Source organism: Marinovum sp. E3 (assembly GCF_055755275.1).
In genome coordinates this window covers 1-22,589 of sequence record NZ_JBVTQV010000006.1, presented here as the reverse complement: position 1 = coordinate 22,589, position 22,589 = coordinate 1, and the positions used below count along the sequence as shown (strand labels likewise).

Annotated in this window: 26 protein-coding genes; 17 read left to right on the top strand and 9 right to left on the bottom strand. The window is 68.3% G+C overall.

Annotation, left to right across the window (positions count from 1 at the left end):
* Window positions 1-234 precede the first annotated feature (234 nt).
* The 15 genes from AC0J5K_RS21560 (at window position 235) to AC0J5K_RS21490 (ending at window position 13,771) form a co-directional block, all read left to right on the top strand.
* Window positions 235-537, top strand: a complete 303-nt coding sequence (locus AC0J5K_RS21560) for a recombinase-like helix-turn-helix domain-containing protein (protein ID WP_048535627.1) — start codon at window positions 235-237, stop codon at window positions 535-537.
* Window positions 527-1,297 carry an ABC transporter ATP-binding protein gene (locus tag AC0J5K_RS21555; RefSeq protein ID WP_053083418.1) on the top strand — a complete coding sequence of 257 codons (771 nt, stop codon included), beginning with the start codon at window positions 527-529 and terminating at the stop codon, window positions 1,295-1,297. Before AC0J5K_RS21560 ends, AC0J5K_RS21555 begins: the two co-directional genes overlap by 11 nt.
* Before the next feature lie 29 nt (window positions 1,298-1,326).
* On the top strand, window positions 1,327-2,301 hold the full coding sequence (locus AC0J5K_RS21550; RefSeq protein WP_074837998.1) for an ABC transporter substrate-binding protein: 975 nt from the start codon (window positions 1,327-1,329) through the stop codon (window positions 2,299-2,301).
* Window positions 2,302-2,375: 74 nt separating this feature from the next.
* Window positions 2,376-3,140, top strand: a complete 765-nt coding sequence (locus AC0J5K_RS21545) for an ABC transporter permease (RefSeq protein WP_048535622.1) — start codon at window positions 2,376-2,378, stop codon at window positions 3,138-3,140.
* 61 nt (window positions 3,141-3,201) lie between these two features.
* Window positions 3,202-4,248, top strand: a complete 1,047-nt coding sequence (locus AC0J5K_RS21540) for an aromatic ring-hydroxylating oxygenase subunit alpha (protein ID WP_074838000.1) — start codon at window positions 3,202-3,204, stop codon at window positions 4,246-4,248.
* Window positions 4,245-4,985, top strand: coding sequence for an SDR family oxidoreductase (locus AC0J5K_RS21535; RefSeq protein WP_074838002.1), 741 nt, complete (start codon window positions 4,245-4,247; stop codon window positions 4,983-4,985). The genes AC0J5K_RS21540 and AC0J5K_RS21535 overlap by 4 nt, the downstream gene beginning before the upstream one ends.
* Window positions 4,982-5,791 carry an alpha/beta fold hydrolase gene (locus AC0J5K_RS21530; RefSeq protein ID WP_074838004.1) on the top strand — a complete coding sequence of 270 codons (810 nt, stop codon included), beginning with the start codon at window positions 4,982-4,984 and terminating at the stop codon, window positions 5,789-5,791. Before AC0J5K_RS21535 ends, AC0J5K_RS21530 begins: the two co-directional genes overlap by 4 nt.
* Before the next feature lie 18 nt (window positions 5,792-5,809).
* The gene (locus AC0J5K_RS21525) at window positions 5,810-6,739 is read left to right on the top strand and encodes a VOC family protein (protein WP_074838005.1); all 930 of its coding nucleotides are present in this window, start codon (window positions 5,810-5,812) and stop codon (window positions 6,737-6,739) included.
* On the top strand, window positions 6,739-7,527 hold the full coding sequence (locus AC0J5K_RS21520) for an SDR family oxidoreductase (RefSeq protein WP_274563762.1): 789 nt from the start codon (window positions 6,739-6,741) through the stop codon (window positions 7,525-7,527). Before AC0J5K_RS21525 ends, AC0J5K_RS21520 begins: the two co-directional genes overlap by 1 nt.
* Window positions 7,528-7,538: 11 nt before the next feature.
* Entirely contained in the window at window positions 7,539-9,212 is a 1,674-nt protein-coding gene (locus tag AC0J5K_RS21515) for a thiamine pyrophosphate-binding protein (RefSeq protein WP_274563764.1), read from the top strand.
* A gap of 3 nt (window positions 9,213-9,215) precedes the next feature.
* The gene (locus tag AC0J5K_RS21510) at window positions 9,216-9,995 is read left to right on the top strand and encodes an aspartate dehydrogenase (protein ID WP_048535615.1); all 780 of its coding nucleotides are present in this window, start codon (window positions 9,216-9,218) and stop codon (window positions 9,993-9,995) included.
* A 5-nt stretch (window positions 9,996-10,000) separates the two neighbouring features.
* Entirely contained in the window at window positions 10,001-11,494 is a 1,494-nt protein-coding gene (locus AC0J5K_RS21505) for an aldehyde dehydrogenase (RefSeq protein ID WP_074838069.1), read from the top strand.
* Entirely contained in the window at window positions 11,491-12,708 is a 1,218-nt protein-coding gene (locus AC0J5K_RS21500) for an FAD-dependent oxidoreductase (RefSeq protein ID WP_274563769.1), read from the top strand. The genes AC0J5K_RS21505 and AC0J5K_RS21500 overlap by 4 nt, the downstream gene beginning before the upstream one ends.
* Window positions 12,705-13,172: a flavodoxin domain-containing protein gene (locus AC0J5K_RS21495; RefSeq protein WP_074838013.1), complete on the top strand. Its 468-nt coding sequence runs from the start codon at window positions 12,705-12,707 to the stop codon at window positions 13,170-13,172. Before AC0J5K_RS21500 ends, AC0J5K_RS21495 begins: the two co-directional genes overlap by 4 nt.
* Window positions 13,169-13,771, top strand: coding sequence for a pentapeptide repeat-containing protein (locus AC0J5K_RS21490; RefSeq protein WP_048535610.1), 603 nt, complete (start codon window positions 13,169-13,171; stop codon window positions 13,769-13,771). Before AC0J5K_RS21495 ends, AC0J5K_RS21490 begins: the two co-directional genes overlap by 4 nt.
* On the opposite strand, the gene AC0J5K_RS21485 is transcribed toward AC0J5K_RS21490, so the two are convergent.
* The 4 genes from AC0J5K_RS21485 to AC0J5K_RS21470 form a co-directional block, all read right to left on the bottom strand.
* Window positions 13,762-14,583, bottom strand: a complete 822-nt coding sequence (locus tag AC0J5K_RS21485) for an IclR family transcriptional regulator (RefSeq protein ID WP_211568957.1) — start codon at window positions 14,581-14,583, stop codon at window positions 13,762-13,764. The two genes, AC0J5K_RS21490 and AC0J5K_RS21485, sit on opposite strands and share 10 nt — an antisense overlap.
* A gap of 79 nt (window positions 14,584-14,662) precedes the next feature.
* Window positions 14,663-16,072, bottom strand: coding sequence for a mercury(II) reductase (merA, locus tag AC0J5K_RS21480; RefSeq protein ID WP_274563775.1), 1,410 nt, complete (start codon window positions 16,070-16,072; stop codon window positions 14,663-14,665).
* On the bottom strand, window positions 16,069-16,365 hold the full coding sequence (locus tag AC0J5K_RS21475) for a hypothetical protein (RefSeq protein WP_048535607.1): 297 nt from the start codon (window positions 16,363-16,365) through the stop codon (window positions 16,069-16,071). The genes merA and AC0J5K_RS21475 overlap by 4 nt, the downstream gene beginning before the upstream one ends.
* Window positions 16,366-16,380: 15 nt before the next feature.
* Window positions 16,381-16,770, bottom strand: a complete 390-nt coding sequence (locus AC0J5K_RS21470; protein WP_082154703.1) for a mercuric transporter MerT family protein — start codon at window positions 16,768-16,770, stop codon at window positions 16,381-16,383.
* 76 nt (window positions 16,771-16,846) lie between these two features.
* On the opposite strand from AC0J5K_RS21470, the gene AC0J5K_RS21465 reads away from it, so the two are divergent.
* Window positions 16,847-17,272, top strand: a complete 426-nt coding sequence (locus tag AC0J5K_RS21465; RefSeq protein WP_048535605.1) for a MerR family transcriptional regulator — start codon at window positions 16,847-16,849, stop codon at window positions 17,270-17,272.
* Between the two features lie 162 nt (window positions 17,273-17,434).
* Here AC0J5K_RS21465 and AC0J5K_RS21460 read toward each other — a convergent pair whose 3' ends face one another.
* The 4 genes from AC0J5K_RS21460 to AC0J5K_RS21445 are packed head-to-tail and all read right to left on the bottom strand — an operon-like array spanning window position 17,435 to window position 19,862.
* A complete protein-coding gene (locus AC0J5K_RS21460; RefSeq protein ID WP_048535603.1) occupies window positions 17,435-17,914 on the bottom strand; it encodes a DUF6505 family protein in 480 nt (159 codons plus the stop codon).
* Complete coding sequence (locus AC0J5K_RS21455; protein ID WP_074838024.1) at window positions 17,911-18,615, bottom strand: biotin/lipoate--protein ligase family protein; 705 nt, start codon at window positions 18,613-18,615, stop codon at window positions 17,911-17,913. Before AC0J5K_RS21455 ends, AC0J5K_RS21460 begins: the two co-directional genes overlap by 4 nt.
* On the bottom strand, window positions 18,612-19,670 hold the full coding sequence (gene apbC, locus AC0J5K_RS21450; protein WP_048535600.1) for an iron-sulfur cluster carrier protein ApbC: 1,059 nt from the start codon (window positions 19,668-19,670) through the stop codon (window positions 18,612-18,614). Before apbC ends, AC0J5K_RS21455 begins: the two co-directional genes overlap by 4 nt.
* The gene (locus AC0J5K_RS21445; protein WP_048535599.1) at window positions 19,671-19,862 is read right to left on the bottom strand and encodes a DUF6494 family protein; all 192 of its coding nucleotides are present in this window, start codon (window positions 19,860-19,862) and stop codon (window positions 19,671-19,673) included.
* Window positions 19,863-19,911: 49 nt separating this feature from the next.
* Here AC0J5K_RS21445 and AC0J5K_RS21440 point away from each other — a divergent pair, with 49 nt between their 5' ends.
* Window positions 19,912-20,652, top strand: a complete 741-nt coding sequence (locus tag AC0J5K_RS21440) for a hypothetical protein (protein ID WP_274563781.1) — start codon at window positions 19,912-19,914, stop codon at window positions 20,650-20,652.
* Here AC0J5K_RS21440 and AC0J5K_RS21435 read toward each other — a convergent pair.
* Window positions 20,646-22,589: 4Fe-4S binding protein (locus AC0J5K_RS21435; protein WP_274563783.1), on the bottom strand; the 1,944-nt coding region annotated here is incomplete at its 5' end. The genes AC0J5K_RS21440 and AC0J5K_RS21435 overlap by 7 nt on opposite strands.

Here is a 22,589-nt window from a genome sequence, read left to right as displayed (position 1 = left end):
CCTGCCCGTAAACGGAGGATGCGGCCTGTGGGGCATCGCCGGTTTCCTTTGGATATCAGCGGCTTGCCCTGACTTCTACGGTTCAAGACCTGACCGCGCCTGCCCCGGAAAAACTTTTCGAAAACACTTGACTCACCGGGGTGGCCTTCAGTTATCATCAATAGTGAACAAGTTGTTCATATTTGAACACCTGCAAGACGGACGAAACATCAAGCAACCGAGAGGAGCCACGTCATGGATGCTTTCAAGGACAGACTTGCACAGCGGGCCGCGGACACCAGCCGCCCGGCGCTGGCGCATCAATGCCGGGGGCGGGAGCTGGAGCCGCAGGAGGCGGATTTCGCGACGGTCCTGATGGAGGTCTATGACGCGGTGGGCCATGAGTATGACGCCGTCGCCACCGCCCTGACCGAGCGCGGCTTTGCGGCGCCGGTCTCGGGCCGTACCGACTGGACCGCCGATCTGGTTCACGATGAGCTGGTGGCGATCAACGCCGCGCTTGACGCGGCATATGCGGAGCACGGGTATGGCGCTTGAGTTCCGCAATGTGACCAAGAAGTTCACCACCAATGCCGGCGACCGGCTGACCGCGGTGAACGACGTGAGCTTTCGGGTCGACGAGGGCGAGTTCGTCTCGGTCGTCGGGCCTTCGGGCTGCGGCAAATCGACGATCCTGTCGATGACCGCCGGGCTCTATCAGCCGAGCGACGGCGAGGTGCTTGTTTCGGATGCGGCGGTGACCGGCCCCAATGCGCATGTCGGTTTCATGCTGCAAAAGGATCTGCTGCTGCCCTGGCGTTCGATCATCTCGAATATCGAGTTCGGGCTGGAGGCGCGCGGCGTGGCCAAGGCGGAACGGCGCGCACGCGCCATGAAGGAGCTGGAGCACTGCCAGCTTGCCGGGTTCGACAGCCATTATCCCTATCAGCTTTCGGGCGGGATGCGGCAGCGCGCGGCGCTGGCCCGCACGCTGGCCATCGACCCCGAGATCATCCTGCTCGACGAGCCGTTCTCGGCGCTGGATGCGCAGACCAAGCTGCTGTTGCAGAATTCCTTTGCCGGCACCATCGCCAAGACCGGCAAGACGACGCTGCTGATCACCCATGATCTGGTGGAGGCGGTGCTGATGTCCGACCGCATTCTGGTGCTGTCGGAACGCCCCGGCACCGTGGTGGCGGAAATCAAGGTCGACCTGCCGAAACGCGACCGGCCGATCGAGCGGCGCGTCATGCCGGAGGTTTCCGACTATGCCGCTCAGCTCTTCAAACACCTGAAACTCGAAGAAAAGGCCGCCTGAGGCGCCGCTCGGAACAGGGAGTCCCGAACATGAAACATCGCATTCTTTCCACCTTCGCCGCCGCCGCCCTGGCGCTGTCCGCCAGTGCCGCCGCTGCGGCCGAAGAAGTCACCTATCTGTTTCCGGCGCCGGATTTCCTTCCGGCTTTCGCGCCGTTCCAGCTTGCCAAGGGCAAGGGCTATTTCGAGGAGGCCGGGCTCGACGTCACCTTTCAGGTGGGCAAGGGCGGCGCCGATGTGGCGACCCAGGTCGCGCTTGGCAATGCCGATCTGGGCGGCGGGATCGGCGACACGCCGATCATCGTGCGGGCCAACGGCCTCGAGATCCGCGGCGTCGCGCTGCTGGGCGGCCGCGGCCTGACCCAGCTCGCCTGGCGCGAGGATGCCGGCATTTCCGGCCCCGAAGACCTCAAGGGCAAGTCGATCGGCGTGCTGTCGTTCCAGGACACCACCTATTACAACTTGCTCGGCGTGCTGGCCTCGGCCGGGCTGAGCAAGACTGATGTCGATATCCAGGCGGTGGGCCCCGGCGGCATCATCCAGTTGAGCATCGCCGGCAAGCTTGACGCCATGTCGGGCGTGCCCGAGTGGATCGCCGCCATCGAGGCCGCCGGCGTCGCGATGGATCAGATGCCGGTCGATTCGGTGTTCCCGGCGATGGCCCAGGCGGTCATCGCCTCGGACGACACCATCGAGGAACGCCCCGAGGTGGTGCAGGGGTTTGTCGAGGCGGTGCTGCGCGGGCTGCGCGACATCTCGGCCGATCCGGCGGCCGCGGCGGCGGATTACGTCAGCTTTGTGCCGCAGCATTCCGAAAATCTCGCCGGGATCGAGGCGATCCTGCGGGCCTACGCCGAGCTGATCTATCCCGAGGGCGAGAACCAGCCGCTGGGCAGCTTTGATCCGGCACGGATCAAGGCGGTGCAGGATTTCTATGTCGATGCCGGGCTGGTGCGCACCGCGGTGCCGGTCGACGAGCTGTACACCAACGAGTTCATCAAATGACCGATACAACTCAGGCCGTGGCCGGGCGCTCTGCCCCGGCCGCCAAGGCCCCCGCTTCCAAGGGAACCCGCCCCATGCGTCTTGCCAATCCGCTTTATGCAAGCCTCGGACTGCTGGTCCTCGTGCTTCTGGCCTGGGAATTTCTGCCCCCGGCGCTGGATGTGCCCAAGTTCATCATTCCGACGCTGACCGATTGCCTGGCCGAACTGTCGCGGATGTGGGCCTTCGAGGGGCTGCTGGGGCATTTCCTGTCGACCGCGCTCTACACCGTGCTGGGCTTTGCCATCGGATCGCTGCTGGGTGCGGTTCTGGGCTATCTGCTGGGCATGTCGGAATTCTGGGAGAAGGTGCTTTCGCCCTATATCCTGGCCTTGCAGATCGCGCCCAAGGTGGCCTTTGCGCCGCTGTTCATCATGTGGTTCGGCTATAACGCCATGCCCAAGCTGCTGGTCACCGTGCTGATCGTGTTTTTCCCGGTGCTGGTCAATGTGCTTCAGGCGATGCGCACCGTCGACCGCGACCTGGTGAACCTTGCCCGGGCCTACAACCTCGGCCGGCTGGGCGTGTTCTGGAAAGTCGAGATGCCCTCGACCCTGCCCAACCTGATGGCCGGTCTGCGCATCGCCTCCACCCTGGCCGTGATCGGCGTGACGGTGGGCGAGCTGGTGGGCGGCAACACCGGGCTGGGTTTCCTGATCTCCTACGGCGGCGGCCAGGCCAATGCGGCGATGGTGTTCAACGCGATCCTGCTGCTGACGGTGATCGGCTACGCGCTCTATTTCGCGCTGGTCAAGATCGAGACCCGCGTGCTGCATTACCTGCCCCGCGCCGAGCACTGACGCCGGGCCATGACATCGGGTCGCCCTGCGGCGGCGGCCAGCCAGATTAGGGAGAACGCAAATGACTGTCGTCGACAAGAAAGCGCTGATCGAGAAGCGCGTGAACGAAGGCCTGCGCGGCCAATGGTATCCGGTGGCCAAATCGGTCGAGATCAAGGGCGCGCGCCCCTTCGGCACCAAGCTGCTGGGCCAGAAGCTCGTGCTGTGGCGCGACGGCGCCGGCAAGATCCGCTGCCTCGAGGACTTCTGTCCGCACCGTGGCGCCCCGCTGTCCTATGGCGAGGTGCATGACGGCCATGTCGCCTGTCGCTATCACGGCGTGGTGGTCGATGGCGAAGGCGTGGTGCAGCGGGTGCCGGCGATGCCGGAATGCGCGCTCGAGGGCCGCAAGGCGCTGCAATCCTACACCGTGCAGGAAAGCAACGACGCGGTCTTTGTCTATGTGCCCTCGGCCGACCGGCCCGAACCGCCGGAGCTGGTGCTGCCCAAGGAGATGACCAGCGACGCATGGACCGGCTTTCTCTGCACCTCGGTCTGGGAAACCAACTATCGTTACGCGCTGGATAACCTCGCCGATCCGATGCACGGCTGCTACCTGCATGCCGAGAGCTTTACCTTGGCGTATGGCTCCAAGCAGGACCTGATGCAGCTCAACAAGACCGACGAGGGTTTCCGCATCGAGCGCGTCGGCCAGACCGGCGAGAACTTCGACTGGACCGAGTTCGAGATCCATGACGGCTCGATGTTCTGTTTCCTCGACATTCCCTATCCGCCGGCGGCCGGGCCGGGCGGCGTGTTCCGCATCATCGGCTTTACCACGCCGGTGGATGAGACCACCTGCCGGGTGTTCTTCTGGCGGATGCGCCAGGTCGAGGGCACGGCGCGGGAGAGCTGGCGTTTCCTGTATCGCGCGGTGCTGGAAACCAATCACTGGAACGTGCTCGAGCAGGACCGGGTGATGCTGGAAGGCATGTCGGACGACGCGCGCAAGCGCGAGATGCTCTATCAGCATGATCTGGGTGTCAGCCGCATCCGGCAGATCCTGACCCGGGCGGCCAAGGCGCAGATTGAGGCCGAGCTGAAATCGGCCGCGGTGGCGGCGGAATGAGCCTCGATGGCCGTCATATCCTCGTCACCGGCGCGGCGAGCGGTCTGGGTGAAGTGATCGCCCGGTCGCTTGCCGCCAAGGGCGCGCGCCTGATCCTCGCGGATATCGCCGAGGAGGAGGGTCGGGCCACGGCCGACAGCCTCGGGGCGGCATTTGTGCGGGTCGATCTGGGCGATCCGGATTCGATCCGCGCCTGCGGCGAAGCGGTTGCGCGGCTGACGGCGGGCAAGCTGCACGGGCTGATCAACAACGGCGCGATTGCCACCGGCATCGGCGGCATTCCCTACGACGAGATCGAGCTGGAGAGCTGGGATCTGGTGCAGCGGGTCAATGTGCGCGGCACCTGGCTGATGGTGCGGGCCATGGCGCCGCTGCTGAAAGCCTCGGGATCGGGCCGGGTGGTCAACATGGCGTCGGATACGGCGCTCTGGGGGGCGCCGCGGCTGATGTCCTATGTCGCCAGCAAGGGCGCGGTGATCGCGATGACGCGGTCGTTGGCGCGGGAACTGGGGCCGGACCGCATCGGGGTGACGGCGGTGGCGCCGGGCATCCTGACCACCGAAAGCACCGATTACGTGCCCGAAGCGCGGCACAGGCAGTATTCCGAAGGCCGTGCGGTGCCCGGGGCACAATCGCCGCAGGACATCACCGACGTGGTGGCCTTTCTCGTGGAGGAGGGCGCGCTGACGCTCACCGGGCAGGTGCTGCCGGTCAACAACGGGTTCGTTTTCGCATGAGCTGGGATGCGCATACCTCCGAGGGCATCGCCTACCTCGAACGCCCCGGCAACGGGCCGGTGCTGGTGCTGCTGCACGGGATCGGATCGAACGCCGCGTCGTTCACGCCGTTGCTGGCGCATCTGCCGGCGACGGCCCGGGTGATCGCCTGGAACGCGCCGGGTTATGGCGGGTCCGAGCCGCTGACCCAGGTCTGGCCGCAGGCGCAGGACTACGCGGCGGCTCTGGAAGGGTTTCTCGACCGGGTGAAGGTGCCGCAATGCGCATTGCTCGGCCATTCGCTGGGGGCGCTGATCGCGGCGTCCTTTGTCGCCTGTCGCGCCAACCGGGTGACCCATCTGACGCTGGCCGCGCCGGCCATCGGCCACGGCGTTGCGCCGGGCGAGGTGCTGAGCGCCAAGGCACAGGCGCGGATCGACGATCTGGAGCGGCTGGGGGCGGTAGACTTCGCCAAGGCCCGCGCTCCGCGGCTGGTGTACCGGCCCGAGGATAACCCGGAGACGCTGGCGTTGGTGCAGACCGCGATGAGCCAGGTCTCGATGCCGGGCTATGGCCAGGCGGCGCGGATGCTGGCCTCGGGGCGGCTTCTGGATGATGCCGACAGGCTCTGGGTGCCCACCGACGTGATTGTCGGCGGCAAGGATCAGGTGACGCCGCCCGAAGGGGCGCGCCGCGTGCACCACAGGCTGCACGCCAAGGCGCGCGGCACATACACGGAGCTGCCGGGCCTCGGCCATGCGCTCTATCAACAGGATCCGGCGCGTTTTGCCGCTGCGTTGCGCCAGGGCGCCGCGGCGGTGGTGTGACCGGAGAGGGAGACCGAGATGAGTGAGACCATTCGCACAGAGGCGCTTCGCGGCATCATGATGCGCGGCCCTGGGCTGACCCAGACATTGCCGTTCTACGAGGACATGTGGGGGCTGAAGCTGGCCCATGCCGAAGAGGGCACGGCGTTGTTGCGCGGCACCGGCGAGGAGGCGTTCCTCTACGGGCTGAAGGACGGGCCGGTGTTTGGCATCGAGTACATCCATTTCGCCATGCCCGACCGCGCCAGCATGGATGCGCTGCATGCGCAATGCCTGGCCCGGGGCGCGCCGGTGCTGGGCACGCCTTCGGCGTTCGACGATTGGGCGGGCGGCTATGGCTTCGAGGTGCTGGACCCCGACAACCGCCGGCTGCGGTTCCGCTGCGACGCCCGGACGCTGGACGAGAAACCGGAATGGGCCAAGCCGCGCAAGGTCAGCCATGTGGTGCTGAACGCGCCCGACATGGAGGCGACGCAGGCCTTCTACGAAGAGGTTCTGGGCTTCCGGGTGTCGGATTATTCCGCCGACCAGATGGTTTTCCTGCGCTGCAACACCGATCACCACGCCATCGCGCTGGTGCGCGGCAATTATGCCAGCGTGAATCATGTGGCCTTTGAAATGCCCTCGCTCGACGAATTCATGCGCGGCATCGGCCGGATGAAGCAGAAGGGCCATGTGCCCACATGGGGGCCGGGGCGGCACGGGCCGGGGGACAATCCCTTTGCCTATTTCGTCTCGCCCTCGGGTTTCGTGATCGAGTTCACCTCGGAGGTGCAGCAGATCGACGAGGCCACCCACGAGGCCCAGGTCTGGCCGCGCGACGACCCCGAGAAGATGGACCAGTGGATGACCGCCGGCCCGCCGACCCCGGCGCAGCGCGCGGTGATGCAGGGCCGGCCCGATCCGGGCTTTCCCGAACTGCGCGCCAAGGCGAAAGGAGCCGCGTGATGCGATACGATTACGACAAATGCGTCGCGGTGGTGACCGGGGGCTCTTCTGGCATTGGCCTGGCCACGGTGCGGCTGCTGCTGGAAAGCGGCGCGCGGGTTGCCTTTTGCGCCCGCAACGAGAGCCGGCTGAACGAGGTGGCCGCCGTGCTGAAGCGCGATTTCGGAGACGACAACGTGCTGACACAGGCGTTTTCGGTGCTCGACAAGGACGCCGTGCAGGGGTTTGCCGATCTGGTGCATCAGACCTGGGGCCGCTGCGACCTGCTGGTCAACAACGCCGGGCAGGGGCGGATTTCCACCTTCGAGGACACCACGGATGACGACTGGCGCGCGGAATATGAGCTGAAGCTGTTCAGCCAGGTGCTGCCGGTGCGGGTCTTCCTGCCGATGCTGCGCGAGGCTGGGGGTGCGATTGTCGCGGTGAATTCGCTGCTCGCCTACCAGCCCGAGCCGCATATGGTCTGCACCTCTTCGGCGCGGGCCGGGGTGCAGAACCTGCTGAAATCGCTTTCGGTCGAACTGGCGCCCGAGGTGCGGGTCAACTCCGTGCTCTTGGGGCTGATCGGCTCGGGCCAGTGGACCCGACGGTTTGCCGAACGCGAGGACCAGTCGGTCAGCCGGGCCGAATGGTACGGCGCCCTGGCCGAAAAGAAAGGCATTCCGCTCGGCCGTCTGGGCGAGGCCGAGGAAGCCGCCCATGCCATCGCCTTTCTGGGGTCCAGAGCGGCCAGCTACATCACCGGCGCACAGCTCGAAGTCTCGGGCGGCCTGTCCCGTCACATCTGAGGATGCATACCATGAAACACGATCCCATCAGCAAGACCGACACGGTCGGCGATTTCATCGCGCACTACCTGGCCGAGATCGGGGTGTCGGTGATGTTCGGCGTGATCTCGATCCACAACATGCCGATCTTGGACGCGGTGGCCCGGCAGGGGCGGATCCGCTTTGTGCCGGCGCGCGGCGAGGCCGGCGCGATGAACATGGCCGATGCCTATGCACGGGTGTCGGGCGGGCTTGGCGTCTGCCTCACCTCGACCGGCACGGCGGCGGGCAATGCTGCCGGCGCCCAGGCCGAGGCGCTGACCGCCGGCAGCCGGGTGCTGCATATCACCACGCAGGTCGATCTGGGCTATGCCGACCGCGACCGCGCGGCGATCCACGATGTGCCGCGCCAGCCCGAGATGTTGCGCGGGGTGTCGAAATCGGTGCATCGGATGTGGGATTCCAACGGTGCGATCGGTGCCCTGACGGCGGCGGTGTCGGATGCGCTCTCGGCGCCTTCGGGGCCGGTCAGCCTCGAGATTCCGGTGGATGTGCAGCGCGCGCCGGCGGTGGTGATGGCCGCAGTTCACGCGCCGGTGCCGACCCGGCCTTCGGCCCCGCAATCGGCGGTGGAAGAGATGGCGCGGCTGATCACCCAGGCGAAACGCCCGCTGATCTGGCTGGGCGGCGGCGCGCGCGGCGCGGTGGAAGAGGCGACCGAACTGATGCGCCGGGGTGTCGGCGTCGTGACCTCGACCAACGGGCGCGGCGTGGTCTCGGAGGAAGAGGCGGCCAACCTCGGCGCCTTCAACATGGGGCCGGACGCGATGGAGCTTTATGGCTCCTGCGACCTGATGCTGGTGGTGGGCTCGCGCCTGCGCGGCAACGAGACCCGCAACAACAAAATGCCGCTGCCGCGTCCGCTGTTGCAGATCGATGCCGACGCGGGGCAGGGCGGGCGCAATTACCCGGTGGATGTCTTTGCCCATGGCGATGCCGCCGATACGTTGCGGCGGCTGCTCGCGCTGCTGCCCGAGACGCTCGACACCGATGAGGCGCTGGCGTTCGATATCGCGCGGCTCAAGGCACAGGCCGAGGGGCGTCTGCGCGACACGCTGGGGCCTTACACCGTGGTGGCCGAGGCGATCAGCGGTGCGGTCGGCGCCGGCGGCAACGCCTGGGTGCGCGACGTGACGATCTCGAATTCGACCTATGGCAACCGCTATGTGCGGCTCTCCGATCCGCGTCAGGGCGTGCATGCGCTGGGTGGCGGCATCGGGCAGGGCGTGGCGATGGGGATCGGCGCGGCGCTGGCCTCGCACGGCCCCAAGGCGATCACGCTCTTGGGCGACGGCGGCACCATGCTGGGGCTGGCCGAGATGATCACGGCCGTCGATGAGAAGGCGCCGCTGGTCTATGTGCTGATGAATGATCAGGCCTATGGCGTGATCGAGAACATCCAGGATGCGCAATACGACAGCCGCCGGCATTACTCCAAGGTGGCGGTGCCGGAGTTCGGCGCCTTCTGCGGATCGATCGGCATGCCGCATGTGAAGGTGGACAGGGTGGACGCGTTCGAGGCGGCCTTGCAGGCGGCGCTGGCCACGGAAGGGCCGCGCGTGATCGAGGTCGACATGTGCGCCATCGGCCCCTTTGCCGAGGCCTTTGCCGGGCCGCCGGCGGGCGCTGCGGGCAAGAAGGAGTAAGCCATGCATCTCGGTCTGGTCGGATACGGCAATATCGGCAAGGCGCTGCTGGGCCTCATGGGCGCGGGAGAGCCCGCGCGCCTGACGGTGCTGGCGCGGCCCGGCAAGACGGTGGACCTGCCGGGGGCCGAGGTGGTGGAGACGGTGCAGGAGCTGATCGCCGCCGCGCCCGATCTGCTGGTGGAATGCGCCGGTCATGCGGCGGTGCGCGACACTGCGGTGCCGGCGCTCAGGGCCGGGATCGACGTGGTGCTGGTGTCGATCGGCGCGCTGAGCGATGTCGCGCTGGAACGTGCCCTGCACGCGGCGGCGGAAGAGGGCGGCGCGCGGCTGATCCTGCCGGCGGGGGCCATCGGCGGCATCGACCTGCTCTCGGCCATGGCGCCGGCGGGCGGGCTCGAGGTGACCTATCGCGGCACCAAGCCGCCGCAGGCCTGGCGCGGCACCCCGGCGGAAGAGCTGATCGACCTTGGCGGGCTGACAGCGGCGACGGTGTTCTTCTCGGGCACCGCGCGCGAGGTGGCGCAGGCCTTTCCGAAGAACGCAAATGTGGCGGCAACGCTGGCGCTGGCGGGGGCGGGAATGGACGCGACGCGGGTGGAGCTGGTGGCCGACCCGCAGGCCAGCGGCAACCGGCACGCCTATTCGGTGCATTCGCCGCTGGGGGATTACGAGATCCGGATCGACAATCGGGCCTCGAACGGCAACGCCAAGACCAGCGCGGCAACGATCTATTCGGTGCTGCGCGAGATACGTAACCGCAAAGGACCGGTGGTGATCTGATGAAAATGGAACGCGATATCCTGCCCTCCGGGGCGCTTTACATCGGCGGCGACTGGCGCGAGGGGCGCGGCGCCGAGATCACTTCGGTCTTTCCCGCCGACGGGACGGTGACCCGGGTTCTGCGCGGCGCCTCGACTGAGGATGGCGAAGAGGCCATCGCCCGCGCCAGGGCGGCGCAGCCCGCCTGGGGCGCGCTGAAACCACATGAGCGGGCGCGGGTGCTCCATGCCATCGCCGAGGGGATCGAGGCCAACATCGGCCGCATCTCGCAAATCCAGTCGCAGGACACCGGCAAGACGCTGGCCGAGACGGCGGCGCTGGCCGCATCGGCGGCCGGCACCTTCCGCTATTTCGCCGCCGTGGCCGAAACCATGGACGAGGACATGACCGCGCAGCGCGGCGGGGCGCTGACGCTCTCGGTGCATGAGCCGATGGGCGTGGTGGGGGCGATCACGCCGTGGAATTCGCCGATTGCCTCGGACGCGCAGAAGCTGGCGCCGGCCCTGGCGGCGGGCAATGCGGTGATCCTGAAACCGGCCTCCTGGTCACCGCTCACGGCGCTGGAACTGGCGCGGATCGCGGATGCGGCGGGGCTGCCCAAGGGGCTTCTGTCGGTGCTGCCCGGTTCGGGGCGCGAGATCGGCAACCTGCTGGTGGAACACCCGGATATCGCCAAGATCAGCTTTACCGGCGGCACGTCGACCGGCCGCAGCCTGGCCGAAAAGGCCGGGCGCAAGCTGATGCCGGTGAGCCTGGAACTGGGCGGAAAATCCCCGACCATCGTGTTTGACGACGCGGATATCGAGGTGGCGCTGGCGGGCATTCTCTTCGGGGTGTTCTCGTCCACCGGGCAGAGCTGCATCGCCGGCTCGCGGCTGTTCGTGCAGCGCGGGATCTATGATGCCTTTGTCCCCCGGCTGGTGGCGGCAACCAAACGCTTGCGCGTCGGCCATCCCTTCGCGGAGGGCACGCAGGTTGCATCGCTGATCCATCAGGACCACCGCGACGAGGTGGCGGGCCATGTGGCCCGCGCGCTGGAGGATGGCGGCAGGCTTCTGTGTGGGGGCGGAGCGCCGGACGGGGCGGAATACGCCGAGGGCAGCTATTACCTGCCGACCATCATCGAGGGGCTGGGCAACGATGCGCGGCTCTGCCGCGACGAGGTGTTCGGCCCGGTGCTGGCGGTGCTGCCTTTCGACGGGGAGGACGAGGTGATCGCCCAGGGCAATGACAACGACTATGGATTGGCCTGCGGCATCTGGACCCGCGATTTTCCCCGCGCCTGGCGGGTGGCACGGGCGATTCGGGCCGGAACGGTCTGGATCAACACCTACAAGCAATTCTCGATCTCGACCCCCTTCGGCGGCGATGGCGCCAGCGGGATCGGCCGGGAGAAGGGCCGGCAGGGAATGCGTGCCTACATGCGGCAGAAGGCGATTTATGCTGATCTGACCGGCGCGCCGCACCCTTGGGCCGCGGATGTGGTGAGGGCGTCATGACCGGACAGATCGCGATCATCGGTGCCGGGCCCTCGGGCTGCTTTCTGGCGCAGGCGCTGCTCAAGGCGCAGCCCGATCTGCGGGTCGATCTGATCGACCGGCTGCCGGTGCCCTATGGCCTGGTGCGCTATGGCGTGGCGGCGGATCACCAGGGCACCAAGGGCGTGACACGGCAGTTCGCGCGGCTCTTTGAACGGCAGGGCGCGCGGTTTTTCGGAAATGTGAGCATTGGCTCGGATGTCGGGCTGGAGGATCTGCGCGGCGCCTATGATGCCGTGGTGCTGGCCGCCGGGCTGTCGGCGGATCGGCGGCTGGAGATCCCCGGCAGCGATCTGCCGGGGGTGCATGGCGCGGGCAAGCTGACCCGGGCGCTTTACGAGCATCCCGAGGCCGAGGCGCTGCCCGAGCTGGGAGCGCGGCCGTTGATTGTCGGCAATGGCAATGTGGCGATAGACCTGCTGCGGCTCCTGGCGAAATCGCCTGAGGAACTGGAAGGCTCGGATCTGGGCCAGGGGCCGACGGACTGGCTGGCGGCCAGCGGCATCGAGGAGATCACCATCACCGGGCGCTCGCCGGCGGCGGCGGCCAAGTTCGATACGGTGATGATCAAGGAGCTGGGCAAGCTCGCCGACGTGTCGATCCGGGTGATCGACGCGGGCGAAAGCGATGACCCGGACGCGCAGAAGAAGCTGGCGGCGCTGAATGCGCTGGAGGGCGGCGCCGGGGCGCGGCGCATCACCTTTCGTTTCGGGCTGACGCCGGTGGCGGTCGAAGGCTCCGACAGGGCCGCGGCGGTGCGGTTTTCCACGGCACAGGGCGAAGAGACGCTGGCCTGCACCTCGGTGCTCACCGCCATCGGCTTTGACACGCCCGGCGATCTGCCGCGCGACGCGCTGCTGCGAGAGGAACGGGATGGCGGGCTGGCCGAGGGGCTTTATGCCACCGGCTGGTTCCGGCGCGGCCCGCGCGGCACCATTCCCGACAACCGCGCCGATGCCGGGGCGCTGGCCGAGCGAATCCTCGGCGCGCTCTCCCCCGATCCCGGCAAAGTGGGCGCCGGCATTCTGGCCGGTCTGGACGAGATCACCGATTACGACGGATGGTGCCGCATCGACAGCGCCGAGACCGCCAACCCCCCGCCCGGACGGTGCCGGGCCAAGATCACCACCCGCGAGGGCATGCTGGGCCTCGCCCGACAGGAGGATACGCAATGAACATCCAAGTGCTTTACGGAACCGAAACCGGCAATGCCGAGATGCTGGCCGAGGATATCGTCGCCGAACTTGAGGCCGATCACGCGGTCGCGGCCGTCAACCTGGCGGATTTCGACCCCTCGGAATTCGACACCGGCACGCTCTATCTGATGGTCTGTTCGACCTATGGCGACGGCGAGCTGCCGGCCTCGGCGCAGCCCTTTGCCGAGAAGATGGCGGCCGGCAAACCCGATCTGACCGGCGTGCATTTCGGCATCTTCGGCATGGGCGACCGGGAATATGACGAGACCTTCAATGGCGGGCCTGCGACCCTTGCCGCGCTGATGACCGCGGCCGGGGCCACGCAGCTGGGCGAGCGGATCGCGCATGACGCCTCGGGGGCGGAGATGGCCGAGGATCTGGCCTTTCCCTGGGCCGAGGACATCGTGGCCATGGCCGGCGACGCGCTTGGTCAGGCGGCATGAGCACGGCGGCGGAGATCAGGACGCGGCTGACCCGGCCATGGCAGCACGGGACGCATGCGGATTTTCGCGGCGTGACCTGCGAGGCGCCGCTGGATCTGTCGGGCGTGGCCGTCGATGGTGTCGATTTCACCGGCGCGCGCTTTCTTGGCGGGATCGACGCCAGCGGCGCGCGGTTTGACGGGCTGGCATGGTTTCGCGACGTGGTGATCGAGGGGCCGGCGCGGTTTGACGGTGCGGTTTTCATGAACGACGCCCGGTTCGAAGGCGCGCGGTTCCAGCGCCCGGCCGGATTCCGCAACACCGAATTCCGCGGCATCGGCCGCTTTGACGGCGCGCAGTTTCCCGAGGGGGCCGACCTCTCCGGCACCACCTGTTACGGCAATTTCTCGCTGCAATCGGTCACCGGCCGGGGCACGGTCAGTTTTCGGGGCAGCGAATGGCTGGGCGGGCTCTGGTGTGACAATGCCAGCCTGCCCGACACGGTCGACCTGTCCGAGACGCAGGTGCATGGCCGGCTCTGGCTGCGCCGGGCGCGGCGTGGCAATGCGGCGCTGCACCCGTCGGATTTCGGCATGTCCTTCGGCTATACCTATATCTGATCGGCGGCCCAGCCGCGATAGCCCAGCGCTTCGGAGATCTCTTGCGCCGCGGCTTTCAGGGTGGTTTCGATCAGCGCCGCCTGTTCGGTGCCTTCGGTAAAGATGCCGGCATGCCCGGTGACATTGATCGCGGCCACGGCCATGCCGCGATGGTCATAGACCGGCGCGGCGGCCGAGCCGATCTCGGGCTCGAAATTCGCCACGCTCCAGGACACCCCGCGCGAACGGTCGTTGGCCAGCTGCTCCATCAGCGTCTCGAGCGAAGTGCGGGTCTTGGCGGTGAAGGCCTCGAGCGGATGCGCCGCATAGAGATCCTGCAACTCCTGCCGGCTCAGCTCGGCCAGCAGCACCCGGCCGATGGTGGTGGCATGGGCCGGCAGGCGGGTGCCTTCGCGCACCGTGCTGGCGAGATGCGAGACCGGGGTTTCGCGCGCCAGGTAAACGATCTCATGGCCTTCGCGAACGCCGAGATGCGCCGAGAGCTTCAGCCTGTCGACCAGCTGGCACAGCACCGGCCGCGCCGTCGGAACGATGCCCCGGTCGTTCAGCGCCTCGGCGGCCAGCGAGATCAGCCCGGTGCCCAGCCGATAACCGCCCTCGTCCGGCAGCGCCTCGATGATGCGCTCGGCCTCGAGCGTGGCGAGGATGCGGATCAGCGTCGTGCGGTTGATGCCGGTGGCTTTGGCGGCCTGGCTGATCTTGCGGCAGCGGTTGCCCGCCGCGATATAGCGCAGCACCGCCAGCGCACGCACCACCGGCTGCACCGAATACTCCGGCCCCTTGGTCTTGGTCCCGCTCTCAGCGTTCATCATCTGCCCAATCTGTTCAATAATGAACTGCATACGCAACCCCAGCGGGCAAGGCAACCATCTGCCGCCGGCCGCCGCGGTGCTATCCGGCGCAGCAGGACAGGGCGGCCACGTCCGTTTCGAAGGCCTGCGCCGCGAGCTTCAGGCCCTCGACCGTGGTGAGATAGGGCATGATCGTGGCGCCGAGGTCATCGTAGGTCATCCCCGCCTTGAGCGCCATTGCCGCCGTCTGGATGCTGTCGGCGCCTTCAGGTGCGAGGATCTGCGCGCCGAGCAGCCGCCGGCTGCCGGCCTCGGCCACCAGCTTGATGAGCCCGCGCGTGTCGCGGGCCGCGCGCGCCCGGGGAACGGCATCGAGCGGCAGGACCGAGGTGACAACCCGGTGGCCTCGGGCGCGGGCCCGGGCCTCGCTCAGCCCGACACCGGCGACCTGGGGATCGGAGAAGACCACCCAGGGCATGGTGGTGTTGTCATAGGCCTCTGTCGCGCCGGTCACGGCGTTGCGGGCGGCGAGCCGGGCGCCATAGGCGGCCATGTAGACAAACTGGTCGCGCCCGGTGACATCGCCGGCGGCCCAGACCGTCGAATTTCCGGTGCGCATGTGGCTGTCGACCAGGATGCCGCCGCCCGTGTCGGTCGTGATCCCGGCAGCGGCAAGGTTCAGCCCGGCGCTGTTGGGCACCCGGCCGGTGGCCAGCAACAGCCGTTCCGCTTCGAGGATGTCGCCGCCCGCCAGATGCAGCCGGGCCCCGGCGGCCCCCGGCGACAGCCGCTCGTAGCCGCGCGCGCGGACCAGCCGGATGCCCTCTTTGGCGAGGCAGCCCTCCAGGGCCGCCGACACCTCGGGTTCGGCCTCGGGCAGGACGCCGCGGCGGCTGACCAGGGTGACTGCGACCCCGGCCCGGGCAAAAAGCTGCGCCAGTTCCACGCCGATGTAGCCCGCGCCCAGCACCAGCAGCGAGGCGGGCAGGTCGGTCAGGGCCAGCGCCGAAGTGCTGTCGAGGGGGGCGATTTCTTCGATGCCGGGGAGGGCCGGCACATGCGGCCGGGCGCCGGTGGCGATGACGATCCGGGCGGCCGGAAAGCGCCTGCCCGCCACCGTCAGCCGGCCGGTGTCGTCGAAGCGCGCCCGGCCTTCGAGGTAGGTGATGCCCGGGTGGCGGGGCAGGACATCGGCGTATTTCGCCGCGCGCAACTCTTCGACCAAGGCCTGTTTCTGCGCGACGGTGGCGGCCCAGTCGGTGAGGCGGCCCTGCGCCGTGATCCCGTCGAACCGCGCGGCGGCATGGGCGTGATGCAGGTTCTCGACGGCGCGGATCAGCGTCTTGGAGGGGACGCAGCCGAGGTTCACGCAGGTGCCGCCAAGGGTGCCGGCGCCGATCAGCGCCACCCGCGCCCCGGCTTCGGCGGCGGTGATGGCGGCGGAAAACCCGGCCGAGCCGGCGCCGATCACGGCGAGGTCGGGGGGCGCGGCCCGATCGCGGGGGCTCACGTCTCGGGCGCCCCGGCCAGTGTCGCGCCATAGCCGACGCCGGTTACGGCGGCGAGGATGGCGGCCGGATCGGTCGCGGCATCGTCATAGCGCAGGTCGTAGACCCCGGCGTCGTCCCCGGCTTCGGTGAAGGACAGGATTTCGACGCTCTCGACGCGTTTCATCGCGGTGGCGACGATATAGCTGCACGACGGGCAGGTCAGCCCGGTGACGGCGATGCGGGCGGTGGCCTCGGCGGCCGGGGCCGCGCCCGCCAACAGGGCGAGAGCAACGGCGGAAAGGAGGGATTTCATAAGGAACCTCATGGGTCAGAAGGTCAGAAGAAGGGGTGAAAACGCCGGAAAGGCCAGCGCCAGCAGCACGACAGCCAGCGCGCCCCAGAGCAATCCGCGCATTACACTGCGGTCGATCGGTCGGGCGCAGTGGCCGTCCTGGCAGGCGGCGGCAGGCACCGGGCGGTAGGCTTTCCAGAAGCCGAAGGCGAGCGCCGCCGCCGCCAGCGAAAATGTCACCCACTTGTAGGCATAGAGCGCGGTGAGCTGGCCGATGAAGACGCCGGTGACGCCAAGGCTCACCAGCACCAGCGGCAGGATGCAGCAGGAGGTCATGGCCAGCGCCCCCAGTACCGCGGCGCCGGTGGCGGCCCGGCCGGAGCGGTCGGTCTGGTCTGTCTGGGGCAGGGTCGTGTCGTCTGTCATCACGTGATCTCTGTGTTGCCGCGGAATGACAGACAGTGTACGGTCTGTAGCTGCTACAGGATCAAGGGGGATCGCGATGCCGGATCATCACACCGCCGCGAGCGGGCTGAAGCGGTCGGAGCTTGCCCGGCTGACCGGCTGCAACCTCGAGACCATCCGCTATTACGAGACCGTCGGCCTGATGCCCGAGCCGCCGCGCAGCCCGGCCGGCCATCGCCGCTATGGCGCGGTGCATGTGGAGCGGCTGGGGTTCATCATGCGCGCCCGCGAACTGGGTTTCAGCATGGCCGAGATCCGCGGGCTGCTGGCGATGGTCGACCGGGGCAGCCATAGCTGCGCCGAGGTCGAGAAGATGGGGCGGCATCACCTTGCGGCGGTGCGCGCCAAGATCCGGGATTTGCAGAATATCGAGGCGGTCCTGGCGGAAACCATCGCGCAATGCAGCGGCAGCCGGACGCCGGAATGTCCGCTGCTGGAGGTTCTATCCGCTCCGCCACGGTGAGATTGGGGGGCGTGGCGGGTTGGCGGGGGGGCCCCGGATCAAGTCCGGGGCGGGTTATCTGGCGGGGAGGCTTCGGATCAGGTCCGGGGCGGGCTATCTGGCAGGGAGGCCCCGGATCAAGTCCGGGGCGGGGTTATGTGGGGGATCGGGGTCGGGGCGGGGTCATTCGTCGAGTGAGCCGTGGATTGCGAATTGCTCGAGCCCGGCGGCCTGGGCCTCGATCACCCGGAATGCCTCGCGCACGCCGGCCTCGGTCAGCTCGCGGGCGACGGTGAGCAGGGTGTTGGCGTCGTGATCCTCGCAGAGCGTCGCCATATGGGCGATCTCCTCGGCCGCGACCGGGCGGGCGGCCTCGACCGAGGGGGCGGCGTAATAGGTGACGAAATGCTGCGCCAGCGCCTCGGTCAGCGCCTCGACCTCCTCGGGCTGCGCCTCGGTGACGGCGACGAAAGTGACCCGGCCGAAGGTTTCGAGCCCGAGCCAGCCGTTGGCGAAGGCCTGCCGCGCCTTGCCGGTGAGGTCGCCCTCGGACCAGTTGGAAAACTCGAAGCCGCCCGAGACGCACCATTCGCCGGTGCGGGCGGGCGAGGCATAGACGCGGGCATCGCTTTCGTCGAAATGGATCGCGCGGGCGAGTTTCATGGCGCTTCCTCCAGCAGGGCGGTCAGGGGGATCAGGCGGGTTTCGTCGCCCTGGCGCAAGAGCGCGCCAAAGTCTTCGTCGGCCCCGAGGAAGCTGCCGGACTGGCCGCAGAGCGTGATCTCTTCGCCGATGCCATGCACCAGCCCGCGCCATTCCGCGTGCAGCGCGCGGGGGCCGTCGGCGTCCCAACGGGTGACCCAGTTCAGGGTGTGCCGCGCCCAGGCTTCGAGCAGGGCGGGCGGGGTGACATCGGCGCAGCCTTCGACATAAAGCGCGGTGGTCTCGGGCGTTGCGCCCATCTCGGGCACGCCGGGCAGCAGCGGCAGCTCGAAACCCACCACCAGCCAATCCGGCGTGTCGGCGGGTTCCTGCGTGGCGGCCATCACCCGGAAACCGCCGCAGGAGGCGCCGTTGACGCGAATGCCGCCGTCCCAGTCGAGATGCACGGCAACCTCGGGCGGGGCCAGCGCGCCGAGCGCGTTCTGAAACCCCACCGCGCAGGCCGGCAGCATCGCCATGGCCCGCGACAGCGCCACCTCGGGGGCAAAGACCAGCGCCGCCTGCATCAGCTCGGGCTTGAGCCGATGCGCGATCAGCCCGGCGTCGCAGCCCGTCACCGCCCGCATCACCGCATGGTCGAAGGCCGGCCCGTTGGCCGCCTCGTCCCACATCAGCGGCGGAAAGGTGAGCGTCTCGGTCATGCGACGCCCTCGGCGACCAGCGCATTGGCCACGTCGCGGAAGGCCCGGGCCTGGGCGCTGTCGGGCTGGCTCACGACGATCGGCGCGCCACCGTCGGCGGCCAGCCGGATGTCGATATGCAGCGGCACTTCGGCCAGCAGCGGCACGCCCAGCTTCTGCGCCTCTGCCGCCACGCCGCCGTGGCCGAAAACATGCTCTTCATGGCCGCAGGAGGAACAGATATGGGTGGACATGTTCTCGATCATGCCGAGCAGCGGCACTTTCAATTGGGTGAACATGTCGATCCCCTTGCGGGCATCCAGCAGCGCCACGTCCTGCGGGGTCGAGACGATCAGCGCGCCATCGACCTGGGTTTTCTGCGCCAGGGTCATCTGCACGTCGCCCGTGCCGGGCGGCAGGTCGACGATCAGGCAGTCGAGCGCGCCCCATTGCACCTGGAACAGCATCTGCTGCAAGGCGCCCATCAGCATCGGCCCGCGCCAGACCACCGCCTGATCGTCATTGGTCATCAGCCCCAGCGACATCAGCGTGACGCCGTGGTTCCTGAGCGGCAGGATGGTCTTGCCGTCGGGCGAGGCGGGCCGGCCCGAGACCCCCAGCATGCGCGGCTGCGACGGGCCGTAGACGTCGGCGTCCAGAAGCCCGACCTTGCGGCCCTGCTGCGCCAGCGCGCAGGCGAGGTTGGCGGCGACGGTGGATTTGCCCACGCCGCCCTTGCCCGAGGCGATGGCGATGATATGCGCCACGCCGGGCACCCGTTCGGGCCCCTGCGCCTTGGGGGCCTGCGGTTTCAGGTCGGGCGGTGCCTTTTCCTCATGCGCGGTCAGCACGATCGAGACATTCGTGGCGCCGGCGGATTTCAGCACCTGTTCGGCCTGGTCGCGCGCGCGGGTGTAAGCATCGGCGCGCGACGGCGGGATCTCCATGACAAAGCGCACCGCGTCCTGTTCGACATTCAGCGCGCGCACCACGCCCGAGGCCATCAGGTCGCCGCCCGAGACCGGATCGGAGACCTGTTTCAGTGCGGCCAGTACCTTTTCGCGATCCAGCAAGATTTACTCCTGACCCTTGATCTGGCCGGTGACCTCATGGGTCAGGTCCAGTTCTTCGATGGTGACCACGGCCTTGACCGCATAGGTCTTGCCGCGGGTGTCGGCTTCGCGCATGGCCTCCTCGATGGCCTGCTGCGAGGTGACGCCCACCTGTTTCAGGAATTTGCGCATGGACATGTTGAAATCGTCGGACATCTCGTTTCCTTTGTTTGACTGCGCGGCAGGGCTCACCCTAGCATGGGCCATGGCCCGCCGTCTGATGATAATGCTGTTGATCCTCGGCCTGCCCCTCGGGGCCCGCGCCGAGGACCGGCTGTTGCGGCTCTATGCGCCCGAGGCGCTGGCGGCGACCGGGGTGCTCGACTACATCCTGCCGCGGTTCTCGCTCAAGACCCAGGTCAAGGTGCAGCGGGTCGCGGACCCGGAGGCGGCCGACATGGTGCTGGGCGACGCGGGCCGGGCGCTCTTCGAAGGCGCGGGGCAGGTCTGGCACATGGCGCTGGCGACCGACGACGCGGATGCCGCCCGTTTCGCCGACTGGCTGACCAGCGATGTGGGGCAGCGCACGGCGCTGGCGTATGCGCCGGACGGGGTGGCGCTCTTTACCGAGGCCAGCAAGGCCGAGGCCGAACCCGTCGAGGTCAGCTTTGACGGCGACGCCAGGCTCGGCCACGAAGTGTCGCGCGCCAAGTGCCGGCGCTGCCATGCGGTGGACGAGGCCAGCCGGATGAGCACCATCGGCTCCACGCCGTCCTTCGGCATTCTGCGCAGCCTGCCCGACTGGAACGAGCGGTTCGCCGCCTTCTACCTGCTCAACCCCCATCCGGCCTTCATGATCATCGACGGCGTGACCGAACCGTTCAGCGACCAGCGCCCGCCGCCCATCGTGCCGATCGAGATGAGCCTCGACGAGGTCGAGGCCTTGCTCGCCTATGTCTCGGCGATGCAGACCAAAGATCTGGGGGCGCCGATCCAGCATCAGTGATCGCGCCGCTTCGACAGGTAATCGTCGGTGGTGCGGACCCTGGGGCGCTCGCCGCCGCTGAACGGGTTGTCGGTGCTGTGGAACTGCGCCTGCACCCGGCAATCGTCGCACATCTGGATCATCCGCAGCTTGTCGCCGGTGAACATGGCGTGGCCCTCCAGCTTGGCCATGATCCGCTCGACCGAGGATTTCACCCCGAAGAGCGCGCCGCATTCGATACAGGCAAAGGGCTCTTCCTCGTTCAGCACGCGCTGCGACAGCGCCGCCTCGGTCAGATCGAGACGCGGCGCGTAGGTAATCGCATCCTCGGGGCAGACATTGGCGCAGAGGCCGCATTGCAGGCAGGCGTCCTCCTGAAAGCGCAACTGCGGCAGGTCGGGGTTGTCGCCCAAAGCGCCCGAGGGGCAGAGCGAGACGCAGGACAGGCAGAGCGTGCAGGCCTTGGTATCCACCAGCACGGCCCCATAAGGCGCGCCTTCGGGCAGCGGCAGGGTTTCGGTGCCGGGGTTGAGCGCGCGGGCGGATTGGCGCGCGATCTGGCGGCGGGTGCCGATGGGGCGGACCGGAGTGGCCAGCGGCGCCGGCGGCGTGGCGTCAAAGAGCGCGTCGGACAGGGCGTCGGGGTCGGTGGTGTCGAGCACCGCCACCGTTTCGCCGGCCATGGCGCGGGCCAGTTCCACTTGCGCCTCCATGGCGGGGCGCTCGGTCTTGGGGCCGGGCAGCAGGGTGACATCGGCGAAACCGGCGGCCAGCGCGGCCAGCGCCTCGGCATGGCCGAAGGCGTTGAGCTCGGGCAGTTCCAGCGGGATGACGGTGGCGGGCAACCCGCGGCCATGGCGGGCCGCGAGGCGGATCATCTCGGCGCCGTGGCCGTCGTGGACCAGCAAGCGCGGGGTGGCGCCGCCGGCCTCGCGGTAGGCCGTGGCCAAGGTCTGGACGCGGGCCATGATGAGATCGACGGGGGGCGCGTCATAGCTGATCGCGCCGGAGGGGCAGGCGGCGGAACAGGCGCCGCAGCCGGCACAGATCATCGGATCGACGGTGACGAATTCCCCGGTGGGCGAGATCGCGCCGGTAGGGCAGAGATCGAGACAGCGGGTGCAGCCGGTCTGCTCGGCGCGGGAATGAGCGCAGAGCAGCGGCTCGGTGCGCACATGCAGCAGCTTTTCGAAGGTGCCGACAAGGTGCGAGGCGGCCATCACGGCAGCGGCGACCGAGGGCGGATGCGCGGGATCGGCGCGCAGGTAGCCTTCGCGTTTCTCATGCGCCGGGAACAGCGGCGGTGCGCCGCGCAGGTCGAGCAGGATGTCGCATTCGCTCTGGCCGCCGTCGCGCGGCGCGGTAAAGCCCAGCGGGCCGCGCCCGGTGGGGTCGATCATGCGCAGCGCGTCGATGGTGACCGAGAACTGGCCAAGCGCGCCGCTGGCCTTGCGCAGCCGGCCGGCGATGACGTCGAAATCGGGCCGGTCGGCCAGATCGGTCGCATCGTCGAGCAGCACGGTCACGCTCAGGTGCGGCGCAAGCTGCGCCGCGGCTTCGAGCGCCACCTCGGCCGGGCCGAGGATCAGGCAGAGCCCTTCGGAGACCACGTCGAGGCTGCGGTCGGACCGCGCGGGCAGCAGGGCCTCGGCCAGAAGGGCGGACATTTTGGGCAGCTTCGGGGCCGGATCTGCGCTCCAACCGGCGCGGTCGCGCAGATCGAGCAGGGCGGGGGCCTCGACCCCCAGCTCCTCGGCCAAAGCGCTAAATGTCCGGCCCTCCTGGGTGCAGCAGAAAATCGCATCTCCGGATGTCAAGGCCTCTGCGGCGCGGTCGATCTGGCCCTGGCACAGCGCCTGACAGGGGGCGGCGACGTCCAGGCCGGCGCGCTCGGCGAGGGCCTGCGAATCGATTTGCATCGATCCCTGACAATCGCATGTTATCAAGGTCTTGGGCAT